Annotated in this window: 15 protein-coding genes and 1 pseudogene; 3 read left to right on the forward strand and 13 right to left on the reverse strand. The window is 62.8% G+C overall.

Annotated elements, in window-relative coordinates; all coding sequences use genetic code 11:
- Positions 1 to 3 precede the first annotated feature (3 nt).
- The 11 genes and pseudogenes from DU490_RS13265 to DU490_RS13320 all read right to left on the reverse strand — a co-directional run bounded on the left by DU490_RS13265 (position 4) and on the right by DU490_RS13320 (position 10,407).
- Entirely contained in the window at positions 4 to 351 is a 348-nt protein-coding gene (locus DU490_RS13265) for a metalloregulator ArsR/SmtB family transcription factor (RefSeq protein WP_114574769.1), read from the reverse strand.
- Between the two features lie 281 nt (positions 352 to 632).
- Positions 633 to 779: pseudogene (locus tag DU490_RS13270) on the reverse strand (SulP family inorganic anion transporter); the annotation flags it as partial.
- A gap of 63 nt (positions 780 to 842) precedes the next feature.
- Positions 843 to 1,277 carry a TIGR01244 family sulfur transferase gene (locus DU490_RS13275; protein WP_114574770.1) on the reverse strand — a complete coding sequence of 145 codons (435 nt, stop codon included), beginning with the start codon at positions 1,275 to 1,277 and terminating at the stop codon, positions 843 to 845.
- 21 nt (positions 1,278 to 1,298) lie between these two features.
- Positions 1,299 to 2,165, reverse strand: a complete 867-nt coding sequence (locus DU490_RS13280) for an MBL fold metallo-hydrolase (RefSeq protein WP_114574771.1) — start codon at positions 2,163 to 2,165, stop codon at positions 1,299 to 1,301.
- A 192-nt stretch (positions 2,166 to 2,357) separates the two neighbouring features.
- Positions 2,358 to 2,549, reverse strand: coding sequence for a DUF2892 domain-containing protein (locus DU490_RS13285; RefSeq protein ID WP_114574803.1), 192 nt, complete (start codon positions 2,547 to 2,549; stop codon positions 2,358 to 2,360).
- Between the two features lie 76 nt (positions 2,550 to 2,625).
- Complete coding sequence (locus DU490_RS13290; protein ID WP_181870047.1) at positions 2,626 to 3,108, reverse strand: hypothetical protein; 483 nt, start codon at positions 3,106 to 3,108, stop codon at positions 2,626 to 2,628.
- A 357-nt stretch (positions 3,109 to 3,465) separates the two neighbouring features.
- Positions 3,466 to 3,696, reverse strand: a complete 231-nt coding sequence (locus DU490_RS13295; protein ID WP_220270504.1) for an MBL fold metallo-hydrolase RNA specificity domain-containing protein — start codon at positions 3,694 to 3,696, stop codon at positions 3,466 to 3,468.
- Between the two features lie 308 nt (positions 3,697 to 4,004).
- Positions 4,005 to 5,270, reverse strand: coding sequence for a serine hydroxymethyltransferase (glyA, locus tag DU490_RS13305; protein WP_114574773.1), 1,266 nt, complete (start codon positions 5,268 to 5,270; stop codon positions 4,005 to 4,007).
- Between the two features lie 274 nt (positions 5,271 to 5,544).
- A complete protein-coding gene (locus DU490_RS13310) occupies positions 5,545 to 6,960 on the reverse strand; it encodes a hypothetical protein (protein WP_114574774.1) in 1,416 nt (471 codons plus the stop codon).
- Positions 6,961 to 7,120: 160 nt separating this feature from the next.
- The gene (locus tag DU490_RS13315; RefSeq protein WP_114574805.1) at positions 7,121 to 9,643 is read right to left on the reverse strand and encodes an ABC transporter permease; all 2,523 of its coding nucleotides are present in this window, start codon (positions 9,641 to 9,643) and stop codon (positions 7,121 to 7,123) included.
- Positions 9,644 to 9,690: 47 nt separating this feature from the next.
- The gene (locus tag DU490_RS13320; RefSeq protein ID WP_114574775.1) at positions 9,691 to 10,407 is read right to left on the reverse strand and encodes an ABC transporter ATP-binding protein; all 717 of its coding nucleotides are present in this window, start codon (positions 10,405 to 10,407) and stop codon (positions 9,691 to 9,693) included.
- A gap of 88 nt (positions 10,408 to 10,495) precedes the next feature.
- On the opposite strand from DU490_RS13320, the gene DU490_RS13325 reads away from it, so the two are divergent.
- The gene (locus DU490_RS13325) at positions 10,496 to 11,107 is read left to right on the forward strand and encodes an arylesterase (RefSeq protein WP_258801664.1); all 612 of its coding nucleotides are present in this window, start codon (positions 10,496 to 10,498) and stop codon (positions 11,105 to 11,107) included.
- Positions 11,108 to 11,132: 25 nt separating this feature from the next.
- Here the strand turns inward: DU490_RS13325 and DU490_RS13330 are convergent, their stop codons facing one another.
- Both DU490_RS13330 and DU490_RS13335 read right to left on the reverse strand, forming a co-directional pair.
- Positions 11,133 to 12,035, reverse strand: coding sequence for a DMT family transporter (locus DU490_RS13330; protein ID WP_258801660.1), 903 nt, complete (start codon positions 12,033 to 12,035; stop codon positions 11,133 to 11,135).
- Positions 12,032 to 12,301, reverse strand: a complete 270-nt coding sequence (locus tag DU490_RS13335) for a SelT/SelW/SelH family protein (RefSeq protein ID WP_114574777.1) — start codon at positions 12,299 to 12,301, stop codon at positions 12,032 to 12,034. Before DU490_RS13335 ends, DU490_RS13330 begins: the two co-directional genes overlap by 4 nt.
- Positions 12,302 to 12,542: 241 nt before the next feature.
- Between DU490_RS13335 and DU490_RS13340 the strand changes: the two genes are divergently transcribed.
- Both DU490_RS13340 and DU490_RS13345 read left to right on the forward strand, forming a co-directional pair.
- On the forward strand, positions 12,543 to 12,977 hold the full coding sequence (locus tag DU490_RS13340) for a PAS domain S-box protein (protein ID WP_114574778.1): 435 nt from the start codon (positions 12,543 to 12,545) through the stop codon (positions 12,975 to 12,977).
- 188 nt (positions 12,978 to 13,165) lie between these two features.
- Complete coding sequence (locus DU490_RS13345) at positions 13,166 to 13,375, forward strand: PA3496 family putative envelope integrity protein (protein WP_114574779.1); 210 nt, start codon at positions 13,166 to 13,168, stop codon at positions 13,373 to 13,375.
- The last annotated feature ends 22 nt before the right edge of the window (positions 13,376 to 13,397 follow it).

Here is a 13,397-nt window from a genome sequence, read left to right on the forward strand (position 1 = left end):
GAATCAGTCGATGTATTCCGGCGACTGGGCAAGCGGTGTATCCCCTTCGGGCTGGATGCAGAACTGCTGATAGAGCACCTGCAACAGTGCCAACGCCCTGGCGTCGGCGATACGGTAGAAGATGTGCTTGCCCTCGCGCCGGGTGGTGACCAGGCCCTGCTTGCGCAACACACCGAGCTGCTGCGAGAGGCTCGGCTGGTAAATCTTCAGCCGCGCCTCCAGGTCGCTGACGCAGAGCTCTTCCTGGCTCAGCTGACATAGCAGCAGCAGGCGATCCTCATGGGCCAGCGCCCGCAGCAGGCCAGTGGCGGATGCGGCGGCGCCNGCGCCCGCAGCAGGCCAGTGGCGGATGCGGCGGCGCCGCGCATTTCATTGATATCAAGCCGTGAGGTATCCGGCATGGTCACACTCTCTTGCACTGGGTTGACGGAAGAGTCTGCCTCACCCGCTCATGCTATATTATCATTATACTATTATATATATTGTTAGCCCCTACTCCACCATGTGACAGAATGTCGCACCCACCGTGCGGACGCGAGGTGGGCGCGATGACGACGAGACGTTCAGCGTGCGGGTAAGGCCCGAGCCCGGCCGCACACCCCATGAATACTGGTGCCGCCGCTACTCAGACCGGTGCCGAAGACGGCATAGATCACCCGCGGCGCGATGCTGGCGTATCGCCCCACCTCCGGCGGCAACCCGGCCAGCATGGCATAGGCCAGCGACTGCGGCATCAGCATGACGGTGACAATCACCGCCGCCAGCAGATCGCTCCCCAGGGTGGCTCAGCCATAGCCAGGCAGCCACTGCAGGATCGGAAGGTAGCGCCGAGGGTTCATTGATCAGTCTTGCCCGGCACCAGCTTCCAGCAACGCACGCCGCTCTTCCAGGTCATGGCCGGCTGCACGGGCCACCGCCATCAGGGCGGGAATATCACAGGTGGCGTCCTTGCAGCGGGCATGCGCCCAGAGGTGCACAGCTCGCTTGCCGGTCCTGCAAAAGGCCAGAATCGGCGAGGGTAGCGCATCGAGGGCTTGGCCGAATGCCGCGATATCAGCATCGCTGTATTCGCCCGGTTTGACCGGGATACAGCGCCACTCCAGACCCAGTTCAGCGGCCTTCTCACTCAGGGCACGGTCGTCGGGATGATCCTCGGCCTCGCCGGGACGGCGATTGCAGATCACCGCCTTGAATCCCCGCCGGGCGACCTCCTCGAGGTCCTGAGGGGCCACGGCATCGGCGATGGAAAAACCGGTCTCCAACTTTTGAATATGCATACGCTGCGTCTCCTTGACCACTCAGAATTTGTTGATCGGCACCTTGAGGTATACCTGGCCGTTGTCCTCGGGCGGCGGCATATGGCCGGCGCGCATGTTGACCTGAACCGAGGGGATAATCAGCTTCGGCATGTCGAGGGTGGCGTCACGTTCGGTACGCATCCGGACGAACTCCTCCTCGCTGATCCCTTCGTGCACATGCACGTTCTGTACGCGCTGCTCGGTCACGCTGGTTTGATGCTGATACTCCTCGCGTTCCGGTGCCTTGTAGTCGTGACACAGGAAGATTCGGGTCTCGCCCGGCAAAGCCAGCACCTTCTGGATGGAACGGTACAAGGTGCGGGCATCGCCACCGGGGAAGTCGCAGCGGGCAGTACCGTAGTCGGGCATGAACAGGGTATCACCGACGAAGGCGGTATCGCCGATCACATAGGTCAGGCAGGCAGGGGTGTGGCCCGGTGTGTGCAGCACACGCCCTTCCAGGCTGCCGATGGCAAAGGTGTCGCCCTCCTCGAAGAGGCGGTCGAATTGGCTGCCGTCCCGGGCGAACTCGGGGCCGGCATTGAAGGCCTTGCCGAAGACATCCTGCACCACGGTGATATTGGCACCGATGCCGGTCTTGCCACCCAGCGTCTCGTGCAGATAGGGCGCGGCAGAGAGATGGTCGGCATGCACGTGGGTCTCGAGAATCCACTCCACCTGCAGGTCATTGTCGCGCACGAAGGCGATGATTTCGTCGGCGGAGCGAACATCGGTGCGCCCCGCGGCGTAATCGAAATCAAGCACCGAGTCGAGAATCGCACAGGCGCTGCTCTCAGGGTCCCTCACCACATAGCTGAAGGTGTTGGTGGGTTCGTCTAAGAAGTGGGTCACGCTCGGCGTGGACATGGGCTACTACCTCCTATGAGTGTGGTTGCCTTCCAGATTGAGGTCCAGTGTAGCGCATATAACGTTATAACGTTATAACGTCTGGGCATTTGCGACTTGCAACTTTGTCACCAATAACGATAGCCGAACCACCACGACAAACGAGGCCCATCGCCGTGGATGGGCCTCTATGGCTCTCAGAAGCGCCTGTAATTACTTTTTCAGCTTGCAGGTATTGATGCCCAGCAGGCGATAGGCTGGGCAGAAATTGAGCAAACCGGTGGCCAGGGGCAGGATACCGATCCAGCCCCAGGCACCGATGACGCCGGTGAGTGCCAGGCCGATCAGCAGCGCACCGATGACGATGCGGGCGACCTTGTCGGCACTTCCGACGTTGCTTTTCATGTCCATGATGACTCTCCTTCATGGCCTTGCGCCGCCTTCCAGGCCATCAGCGGCTCGGCAGCGCTGGCGCAGGGCTTCAGAAACTGTAAACGGGGATCTTCGGGTCGCGCATCATCTCGGCCATGGGGCCGGGGGCGGCGACGCCAACGCCATCGCGGAAGTCGTCTTCGCCATGATCGCTGTTGGGCAGGTAGATGGCGCAGACGTCCACGCTGGCGCCCTCACCCATCATCATCTGCATGATACCTTCCGGGGTGACCTGCTCCATGGGATGGCCCGGCGGAGTGTTGATTCCCTCGCTGCTATAGCCCTCCAACGCCAAGTCGCCGGCGGCGTCGCAGAGCAGAATCTGCAGCTCGGTGCCCTGCTGCTGCATGGCGTTGGCGAGGATCATCGCCATGCCCTGGGTCTGCAGTGAACCGCTGGTTAGGATCACCAGAGCACGCTCTACGCTGCCTTCATGGCCGTGACCGTCGCCGTGGCTGGCAGCGAGTGCCGCACCGGAAAGACCCATGCCGGTAGCAACGGCGGCCAGGGTAAGGGTTGTCTTGATGCTCATTTACTCACCTCTCTGATGTGATTCATTGCGTTGGCATCGGTCCAGAATGTTGTTCTGAGGCCAAGTTCCTCGCCAATTATATAGCTATAAGAAATATATAAATAACCATACCCCGAGAAAGAGAGGTTAGCTTAAATCACTAGAGCTGCCAGGCGACATCGGGCCACATGTTGACATTAATCAATTTTTTCCAGCTTGAAGCTTGGCAGAACCGCACGCACCAGAGCGCCGCTTCAATCCTTCATCACAAGAGAATGCCGGTGGCGAAACCAGAGAGACATGAGCAGCTTGATGTTCATGAACTGCCGCAAAACAGGGCCGCTTGAGCGCGGCCCGGGAGAGAGGCATCGTGTTGCTCTAGCGCTCGATTCGGTCGCCGTAGGCCGGCACTTTCGCCTCGATACCACTCTCCGCCAGGGCGGACTTGAAGGCTTCCTGAGTCCCGGATTCACCGTGGACCAGGTAGAAGCGGGGGTTGTTTCGGAATGCACCGGCCCAGCACGCGAACTCGCCACCTTCTTCGTCGGCCGCGACGCCGATAGTATCGACGCTGAACTGGCAAGGGCCGAGCAACTGGACGTGCTCCACGATGAGGTAATCGCCTTACGCGATGTAATCCGCGCTCTATCACGACCACCGCCGGGGTTGTGAAACGGATTCCCGGGACATAACTGTCCGGCGTTTCGACGAACGGCGGGTGCCATCCGGCACCGTGGCGGTACAGCTTGTGTTATCGACTGCCGCCTTGGAGCGATTGGGTCGCTATTCGTCGATGCGTCGGGCCGCAGGCAAGATCAGGCTCCCACAGTGCATTTCCTGTAGAACCGGTTCACGCCAATTTCCAATGAACCGAGTCCTTGACAGGTCCATCCATGCCAGGAGCCTGACAACTCGCCTCAGCGATAGACGGGGAAGCTCGCGCAGACGCCCTCGACCTTGCCCTTCACCTTTGCTTCCAGAGCGGCGGTATCGTCCCCCCTGGCCATGGCATCGAGGATGTCGCAGATCCAACCGGCCAGTTCGCTGCACTCGGCTTCACCGAAACCACGGGTGGTGACCGCCGGAGTGCCGATGCGCAGACCGGAGGTCACGAAGGGGCTCTGGGGGTCGCCGGGCACGGCGTTCTTGTTGACGGTGATGTGGGCGCGCCCCAAGGCGGCGTCCGCATCCTTGCCGGTCAGACCCTGCTTGATCAGCGAGAGCAGGAAGAGGTGGTCTTCGGTGCCGCCGGAAACGATGTCGTAGCCGCGCTCGATGAACACACCGGCCATGGCCTGGGCATTCTTGACCACCTGCTGCTGGTAGGTTTTGAACTCCGGCTCCATGGCTTCCTTGAAGCAGATCGCCTTGGCGGCGATGACGTGCTCCAGCGGGCCGCCTTGACCACCGGGGAAGACCGCGGACTGCAGTTTCTTCTCGATCTCGGCGTCGCCTTCGCTGGAGAGAATCAGGCCGCCGCGGGGGCCGCGCAGGGTCTTGTGGGTGGTAGTGGTGACCACATGGGCGTGGGGCAGCGGGGTCGGGTAGACGCCAGCGGCCACCAGGCCGGCCACATGGGCCATGTCGACCAGAAGATAGGCACCCACCTCGTCGGCGATCTCGCGGAACTTGGCCCAGTCGATGATCTGGGAGTAGGCGGAGAAGCCGGCGATGATCATCTTCGGCTTGTGCTCACGGGCCAGTTTCGCCACTTCCGCGTAATCGATGCGACCGCTGTCGTCGATGCCGTACTGGACGGCGTTGTAGTGCTTGCCGGAGAAGTTGGGCTTGGCACCGTGGGTCAGGTGGCCGCCGGCGTCGAGGCTCATGCCCAGTACAGTATCGCCCGGTTTGACCAGCGCCTGGAACACCGCACTGTTGGCCTGGGAACCGGAGTGGGGCTGGACGTTGGCGTAGGAGGCACCGAACAGCTGTTTGGCGTAGTCGATGGCCAGCTGCTCGACGATGTCGACGTACTCGCAGCCGCCATAATAGCGCTTGCCGGGGTAGCCTTCCGCGTACTTGTTGGTCAGCTGGCTGCCCTGGGCTTCGAGAACGCGGGGACTGGCATAGTTCTCGGAAGCAATCAGCTCGATATGTGCTTCCTGGCGAGCGACCTCTTTTTGCATCGCATCGAACAAGACATCATCGAAACCGGCAATCGTCATGTCACGGCTGAACATCGGCGGGGAACCTCGCATCACGGGGGGAATCAGGATGCGCCATGATACCCCAGCCCATGGCGGCTTTCACTTGAAAGGCCGTCATGGGCAGCAGCACCATTTCTCATGCAGGCTTTAGAGGGTGTCTACAAATTACTGCGCTCGGTCATGCTGCGTTGAAATCACCTTCAAAATACTCATTTACACTTCGTAAACTCCGCTTTTTCAGCTGATTTCGCCTTGCCTGGCCTTCGCTCGTGACTTTTGTAAACACCCTCTTAGCCCTGCTGCTGCATCAACGAGTTTCCACCTTCATGGAAAGCTTGTCCGGCAGCCCCAGCGGGTCGACCATGTAGGTGGCCATGGTGCTTTCAGAAGGCAGGGTGACGCTGATTTCAAGCTCATCGGCCGCGCCTTCCAGCAGCTCCACCAACCCCATCAGGACCGACTGGACCTGAGGGCCGAACATCATGCCGAGCCCTCGGGCCTGGGTGCGCGCCTGCTCTATGTACTGCGACTCGGTCACCCCTTCCATGGCCGCCCCAAGGGTGGCCAGGCGACCGAAGAGCCCCTGATTCGCAAGCGACAGGCGAATGTCGCCCCCCAGCAGGGTCGCGGCTTCCAGCCAGTCGATATCGGCAAAGACATCAGCAGGCTCCACACCCTGCGGCAGCACCACCGGCAGGTTGATGTCTAGCATCAAACTCAGCGCATCATGCAGCTCGATACGGCTGTCGCTGATCAGAACATTATGTTCGGCGCCCTCCTCCCAGCTTCCCAGGAAGGCAGCGTCGACACGCAGCTCACCGGTACCGTCGGTCAGGACGTTACTGGCCATCCGCAGCTCGGTCCGCTCGTCTTCCGGCGCCATTTCGATCATGCGCGCCAGGTTGATATGGAAGCCTTCGAGGCGCACCCCTCCCTCACCGTCGGAGAAGTCGCCATCGACATCCAGCAGCGATAGGCTGCCGACCAACTGGTCGGACTCGACCGTGAAGTCGCGCAGCACCAGCGAGTCCAACTGCTCCTCACCGTCGATATCCAACCCGCTCAGGCCTTCGAAGCGAAGGGAGGCCAGTGTGAATGAGCCGGAGCCGAACTCGTCGAGGTCTTCCCCCGAACCCGCCACGCCGATAATTTCCAGCATGCCAATGGCGTCGTTCGACAGCGACTGGCCACGCACCCTGTCGATGGTCATGCGGCCTTGGCTAGCCTTGAAAGGCGTACCGTAAAAGAGATCCTCGGCAATTTCCGAGGCCAGGTCGATGACGATGTCATCAATGGCCAGGCTGCCGATGCGAACTTCTTCCGCCGCCAGGCTGTCGTCCAGGGCAAAGACCGCTCGCGAAGGCTTGCCGAGCACGATACGCTCGGCACTCATCAGCATCAGCTCGGTGAGACTATCCTCGATGCGCACGCCTTTCAGGGTGACCTCGTCGGGGCTGTCGTAGTTCCCGCTGACCTCATAGCTGTCGATTAGCAGACGCTCACCCTCCTCGGACTCGAAGACGACGTCTTGGGCCGTGACGCGGGAGCGCAGCATGGCACTGGAGACGTCGCCAACCTCGACGCTGCCATGGCCGCCGAATAGGGTACGAAGTTCGGTTTCGAGACGCTCGGCATCGGCGAACACCGCCCCAGAAGCCCCCATCAGCGTGGCAAAAACCATGGCGGAACCAAGGCGCAAAGCACCTGGACTTGGTGCATTCATCAACGTCACCTCCTATGTGATGGTAAAACAGCGAGCCTAACAGCCGGCGCCTTTACATAGTGTAACCAGAAAATCCGCCTCCGACTTCCTTCACCGGCGATGCCTATCAATGCTCGGCCAACGCGTGACGGCAATCCGCCAGCCTGCAAGCCGCCTTCGTTCAAGCTTCGCCGAGCAGGCCCAGGCTCTCCATCGGCGTCTGGCGACGCACACTGCGCGACAGCGCATGGCCGATTACACCGATGACCAGCGCGCCGCCCAGCGGCAAGGCCAGCCAAAGGCCCCAGTGAATGCGTGGCGCCAGGTCGAACCAGGCGAGATAGATCCCTGCTGCGGCCAGCTCGGCAAGCAGCGCCCCCATCAAGCCACTGGCGAAACCGAGTATTGCGAACTCGGCCCCCTGCACCCGCGAAATCAGGCGGTCACCGGCGCCGAATACGCGAAGCAGGCCGCTCTCATGAGCACGGGTCGGGCGGCTGGCGGTAAGGGCCGCATACAGCACGCTGACGCCGGCCAGTAGCACGAAGCCGAGCACGAACTCCACTGCCCGGGTCACCTGAGTCAACAGGTCGCGCACCTGGCCGAGGATCGCTTCGACATTGAGCAGCGAGACGCCCGGAAACTCGCTAACCAGCGCCCTGCTGATATCGTCACGCTCACGGTCGAGGTGGAAGGCGGTGATGTAGCTGTGACTGAAACTCTCCAGCACATCGGGCGGGAAGATCACGAAGAAATTGGGGCGAAAGCTGTCCCAGTCCAGGTCGCGCAGGCTGGTGATTTCGCCGACGATCACCTCGCCACCGATGGTGAAAGACATGCTATCGCCCAGCCCCAGCCCCAGCCGCTCGGCCAGGCCATCCTCTATCGAGATCGGCACCCGGCCTTCGGCAAGCGTGGGTGACCGGTCGAACCATTGGCCGGCCACCAGGCGGTTGCCCACCGGCAGCGTCTCGCGCCAGGTGAGGTTGAGTTCACGGCGCAGCGAACCATCGCCGCGGGCATCGGCCGGCACCGCATCACGCGGGGCCTGGTCGTTGATCGCCGTGATGCGTCCGCGCACCATCGGATAGAGGGTGGTGCGCTCGTCCACGGCATCGTCCAGGGTATCGATGAAGGCGTCGCGCTCACCGGGCTGGATATTGATGGCGAAGTAGTTCGGCGTGTCCTCGGGCAACTGGTCCTGCCAGGTACTCAACAGGTCGCCGCGCACCAGGGCAATCATCGCCATGGCGGCAAAGGTCACCGAGAAGGCCAGCAGTTGACCGAGGCTGGCGCTGCGACGCCGCGCCAGCTGGCGCGCCCCCAGGCGCAGCGCCTGACGCTTGCCACCACCGGCAGACGGCATCTGTGCCACCAGGCGTAGCACCAGTGACAGCAGCAGCCACCCAAGCCCCCATAGCAGCACCAGCATCACCAGGCCGCCCACCAGCAGGCCGAAGGCCAACTGTGGGTCGCCGGAGTAGAGCCACAGCAAGCCACCGAAAACCAGGCTGGCCACGCCCACCACCAACCACGCCGATGCGGGCAGCGGATCGAGCTCGCGACGCAACACCTTGAGCGCGCTGACGCGCTTGAGGCGCATCAATGTGGGTCCTGCGAACCCGACCAGCACCGCCAGCGCCGTCAACACGCCCAGCAGCAGCGGCAGTGGCCCCGGGGGTGGCAACTCCATGGGCAGGAAGGCGGTCAGCAGCCACAGCAACCCGGCCTGGCCGACCAAACCCAGCAGCGCTCCCACCACGGAGGCGGCCAGGCCGAGCCACAGCAGCTGCAGGGCAAACAGCTGGGTCAGCTGACGCTGCGTGGCGCCAAAGCAGCGCAGCAGCGCCGCGGTATCGAGATGCCGCTCGACGTAGCGTCGCGTGGCCATGGCCACCGCCACACCGGCCAGCAGCACCGCGGCGAGCCCGGCCAGGCTCAGGTACTGCTCGGCCCGCGACAGTGCATTGCCCAGCTGTGGTCGATCGCGCCGAACGTCACGCACTTCCACGCCATCGGCAGTCAGCCCGCGTAACCTCGGCAGCACCGCATCGACCGCACTCGGCACCCCCTGAGCGAGCAGCGAGAACTCGACGCGGGAGCCGGGCTGCACCAGGCCGCTCGCCTCGATATCGGCTTGGTGCATCATCAGTCGCGGATTGAAATTGGCGAAGCCGCCAGACTGGTCCGGTTCGCGTTCGACCAGGGCGGTGACCTGGAGGTGAGTTCGGCCTACCTGCACGCGATCGCCGAGCTCGACTTCCAGCAGTTGTGCCAGGCGCGGCGCCAGCCAAGCCTCACCGGGAGCCGGACCGCGCGCAAGCCGCTCGACACCCGCTCCGCGGTCGACATGGACCTCGCCGTAGAGGGGATAATTGTCGTCGACAACCTTGAGGCTGGCCGGCTGGAAGGCCTCTTCATGACTGGCCATGGAGACCATGCCGACCTGCTCACTCAGGGTCAGCCCGGCCTCCTGCAGTATCTGGCGCAGTGCATCCTCGAACGGCCGTGCCTGCTCGAGTACCAGATCACCGCCCAGCAGTTGCCCGGCCTGCCGCTCAAGGCCACGTTCCATACGATCGAGAAAGAAACCGATCATGGTCGAGGCGGCCACCGCCAGGGCCAGCGCGATGAACAGTGCGCGCACGTCGGCGGCACGCAGGTCGCGGCGCGTACCGCGCAATGACAGTGCCAGGGCACCCATTCCACGCCGCGCCTTGGCAGGCCCAGATGCAGTACCCACGGCGTCGATCATGCCTGCACCTCGTCCAGATCCAGTGGCGCGAGGCGCCCCTCTTCCAGTTGCATGCAGCGATCACAGCGCCGCGCCAGAGCGTAGTCGTGGGTCACCAGCACTAGGGTGGTGCCCGCCTCGCGGTTCAGGGCAAACAGCAGGTCGATGATGCGACCGCCCGTAGCATGATCGAGGTTGCCGGTGGGCTCGTCGGCAAAGACCAGCTGAGGTTCGGTGACAAAGGCCCTGGCCAGCGCGACGCGCTGCTGCTCGCCGCCGGAGAGCTGCTTGGGCAAGTGGCTGAGCCGCTCGCCGAGGCCGACCCTAGCCAACCAGTCGCGGCCGCGCTGCTCGCTGTCGGCAAGCGGCGCCAGCTCCAGCGGCAGTAGCACGTTCTCCAGCGCAGTAAGGGTCGGCAGCAACTGGAAGTTCTGGAACACGAAACCCACCTTGCCAGCACGCAGGCCGGCACGGCCATCCTCATCAAGGCTCGCCAGCGACACACCGAACAGGGTCAATTCGCCACTGGTCGGCTGGTCGAGCCCGGCCAACAGCCCGAGAAGGGTCGACTTGCCGGCGCCGCTGGCTCCGAGGATCGCCAGCGTTTCTCCAGGGAACACTTCGAGGTCAAGGGCACTCAGAATGGTCAGCGGTCGTTCGCCGCTGGTTACCTGCTTGCCCAGGCCGCGGGCGTGTAGAATCGTGGATGAGCTGATTCTCGAGGAGTCTGACATGACTAGAGGTATCCCTGTGCTGCTGTCTTTGTTCAATCACCTGGGCCGACGGTTGGGCCACTGCCTTGGCGCCAGTGTGCTGGGCCTGATGGCACTCGCTGTCTCGCCGGTGGCACTTGCCGACGATACCCCAACGCTGCTGGTCATGGGCGACAGCCTCAGCGCCGCGTACGGCATCGAGCAGGATGAAGGTTGGGTCAGTCTGCTGGAAGCGCGTCTCGACGGAAAGGCGGAAGTGGTCAATGCCAGCATCAGCGGTGAGACGAGCAGTGGCGGCGCAAGCCGACTTCCCGACCTACTCGGACAGCATGAGCCCGACATCGTTCTGCTCGCACTGGGCGGCAACGACGGTCTGCGAGGCCTGCCACCGAGCCAGTTGGAGGCCAATCTCGGCGCCATGATCGAGGCCAGTAGCCTAGCCGGTGCCGACGTGCTGCTGCTCGGCATCGACATCCCCCCGAACTATGGCCAGGCCTACCGCGATGCCTTTACCGGCGTCTTCTTCCGGCTCGCCGATTCCTTCGAGCTGGCCCTGCTGCCTTTCCTGCTCGAAGGGGTGGCGCTGGAGAAGGGGATGATGCAGTCCGACGGCATTCACCCGACGCCCCTTGCCCAACCGATCATCCTCGACAATTTATGGCCCGAGCTCCTGCCGCTGCTGGAGCGCAACGGCGTAGCTGGTTCCTTGTCCGACGGCTGACCAGGCCCTGTGCACAAGCAGCCTCTCACGACGTCGCCGGCACCGGGCTTTTCTGCCACTGCTGGAGCCCCAGCCCACCGAGAATCAGCGTCAGCCCCACCAGGGTGGAGGGCAGGATCGGCTCACCGACCACCAGGAACAGCAGCAGCAGCGATACCGGCGGCGACAGGAAAATCAGGTTGGACACCCTGGCGGTACGCGATACCCGATGTACCGCCAGTTGCCACAGCACGAAGGCGATGCCCATCTCGAACAGCCCCACATAGACCCCCGCTGCCAACCCCTTCCAACCCAGCCAGGAGAAACCGGGGCCGAGCAGCATCAGCAGGGTAAGCACCGGCAGCGCGACCGTGAAGTTCTGCCATTGGGCAACCAATGGCGGGCGATGATCGCGGGCATTCAGCAACCAGTACAGCGCCCACAGCAGCGTCGAGGCCAGCGCCATGCCCACGCCGAGGGGGTCGGCGAAGGCGACGTCGAAGACCGCTCCCCGTGTCGCGATGACCCAGACCCCGGCGTAGGCGATCAGACCGGCAAGGATATCGACCCGGGTCAGGCGCTGGCCGAGAATCGGCACCGCCAGGAAGGCCATGGCCAGCGCCCAGGTATAGTTGAGCGCCATCGCCTCCTGGCCCGGCAGCCGGTCGTAGGCACCGAACAACAGGAGATAATAGGCAACCGGGTTCATCAACCCGGCCCAGGCGGCCGTTCGCCACCCCTGCGACAGCGCCTGGCCCAGCCGGCCCTGGCGTACCATCAGAATGCCGATCAGCGCCCAGGAGACCAGTGAGGCGAGCCAGATCAGCTCCAGTGGCGACATGTAGGCAAGCGCGATCTTGAACGCCGTAGCCACCGTGGACCATAACGCCACGGCGCCAAGGCCGAACAGTATCGCCTGGCGATCGCGGTCAGGGTGGGCAGGCCTCACCGGTCGATATGCCCGAGATCGCGCCCCGGATCGAGCCGGTCCCGGACCCGCTGCTTGAGCTCTTTGCTATCGGGGAAGCCGCCGTCCCGCTTGCGCTCCCAGAGCGACTCGTCGTTGAAGAACACCTCGAAACAACCGCCATGGGACGGCACCAGCGCCACCTCCTCGAGGTCCTCGCCGAAGGTGGAGAGAAGCTCCTGGGCCAGCCAGGCGCTGCGCAGCAACCACTGACACTGGGTGCAGTAGTGGATGCGGATACAAGACATGTCGGCCTCCCTGTCGCAACAATGATGGTTCCGATAATAACAGCCAAGGAGCCTGCATGGCTGAACGCGAGGTCAGTCAGTCCCGCCTCTACGAATGGTCGACCGGTAACAGGGACAGCCGGATGTGTCGTGACAACCGCGGGTAATGATTGTCAACGTGCCGCTGGCTGGCCATGATATATCATCGAAACGAGCCGTATCGGCTAACCGATAGCCAGGACCCGAGACAGGAACGCCTTGTATGAAACGATCCTCACTGATCAGCCCGGAACTGCTCGAGCGCATCGTAGATGCCTCGGTGGACGGCGTCGTCGTCGCCGAGCAGGAGGGCGACGAGAACATCCTGATCTACGTCAACAAGGGCTTCGAACGACTCACTGGCTACAGTGCCGACGAGATCCTCTATCGCGACTGCCGCTTCCTACAGAACGAGGATCGAGACCAACCAGCCCTTGTCAACATTCGCAAGGCCCTCGAGGAGGGACGCCCCTGCCGTGAGGTGCTGAGAAACTATCGCAAGGACGGCACCCTATTCTGGAATGAGCTGTCGATCACGCCCCTTTATGACGAAGAGGACAAGCTCACCTACTACATCGGCGTACAGAAGGACGTCACCGAGCGTGTCGAGTCCCAACGAGAACTCGAGCGACTGAAGGCTGAATACGGCCTCTCCTGAGGCAGCCCCTTCAAGCCAAAAAAACGTCGAACAGAGCTTGCTCTTGGAGCCCGGCGGATATATATAGCCGTCAGGTACCGACGTATCGGCACCCATGACGCTTCTGGTCCGTCGCTTCGGACGCGAAGCGAATGCTTGAGATGTGTCGACCGCAGAGCCGGTCGTCATCGGGCCATGGAGGATGTCACATGAGCCAAGAGTCCCTGATCAACGATTCTCACGAGGATGAGCAGGATTTCCTCGAAGCCGTCAACGATGACGATTATACCCGCCCCCGGGCTTCCAGCCGACATGAGACCCTGCGCGCCCGTCGCCGTGTCGAGGCGCTGCTGGAAGAGCGACGGCTGAAGCGCGCCATCGAAGACGACTGGATGCTGCACGACGAAGAGGACGAATAGTTCGCAACTGACCACACCCCAA

Source organism: Halomonas sp. DQ26W (assembly GCF_003339685.1).
Classification (GTDB): Bacteria; Pseudomonadota; Gammaproteobacteria; order Pseudomonadales; family Halomonadaceae; genus Halomonas.

Excerpts from the sequence above, each read along its gene's own strand:
- DU490_RS13275 (WP_114574770.1), bottom strand. The coding sequence starts at position 1,277 with ATGCATATTCAAAAGTTGGAGACCGGTTTTTCCATCGCCGATGCCGTG.
- DU490_RS13280 (WP_114574771.1), bottom strand. The coding sequence starts at position 2,165 with ATGTCCACGCCGAGCGTGACCCACTTCTTAGACGAACCCACCAACACC.
- DU490_RS13285 (WP_114574803.1), bottom strand. The coding sequence starts at position 2,549 with ATGAAAAGCAACGTCGGAAGTGCCGACAAGGTCGCCCGCATCGTCATC.
- DU490_RS13290 (WP_181870047.1), bottom strand. The coding sequence starts at position 3,108 with ATGAGCATCAAGACAACCCTTACCCTGGCCGCCGTTGCTACCGGCATG.
- glyA (WP_114574773.1), bottom strand. The coding sequence starts at position 5,270 with ATGTTCAGCCGTGACATGACGATTGCCGGTTTCGATGATGTCTTGTTC.
- DU490_RS13310 (WP_114574774.1), bottom strand. The coding sequence starts at position 6,960 with ATGAATGCACCAAGTCCAGGTGCTTTGCGCCTTGGTTCCGCCATGGTT.
- DU490_RS13315 (WP_114574805.1), bottom strand. The coding sequence starts at position 9,643 with ATGGGTGCCCTGGCACTGTCATTGCGCGGTACGCGCCGCGACCTGCGT.
- DU490_RS13320 (WP_114574775.1), bottom strand. The coding sequence starts at position 10,407 with ATGTCAGACTCCTCGAGAATCAGCTCATCCACGATTCTACACGCCCGC.
- DU490_RS13325 (WP_258801664.1), top strand. The coding sequence starts at position 10,496 with ATGGCACTCGCTGTCTCGCCGGTGGCACTTGCCGACGATACCCCAACG.
- DU490_RS13335 (WP_114574777.1), bottom strand. The coding sequence starts at position 12,301 with ATGTCTTGTATCCGCATCCACTACTGCACCCAGTGTCAGTGGTTGCTG.
- DU490_RS13340 (WP_114574778.1), top strand. The coding sequence starts at position 12,543 with ATGAAACGATCCTCACTGATCAGCCCGGAACTGCTCGAGCGCATCGTA.
- DU490_RS13345 (WP_114574779.1), top strand. The coding sequence starts at position 13,166 with ATGAGCCAAGAGTCCCTGATCAACGATTCTCACGAGGATGAGCAGGAT.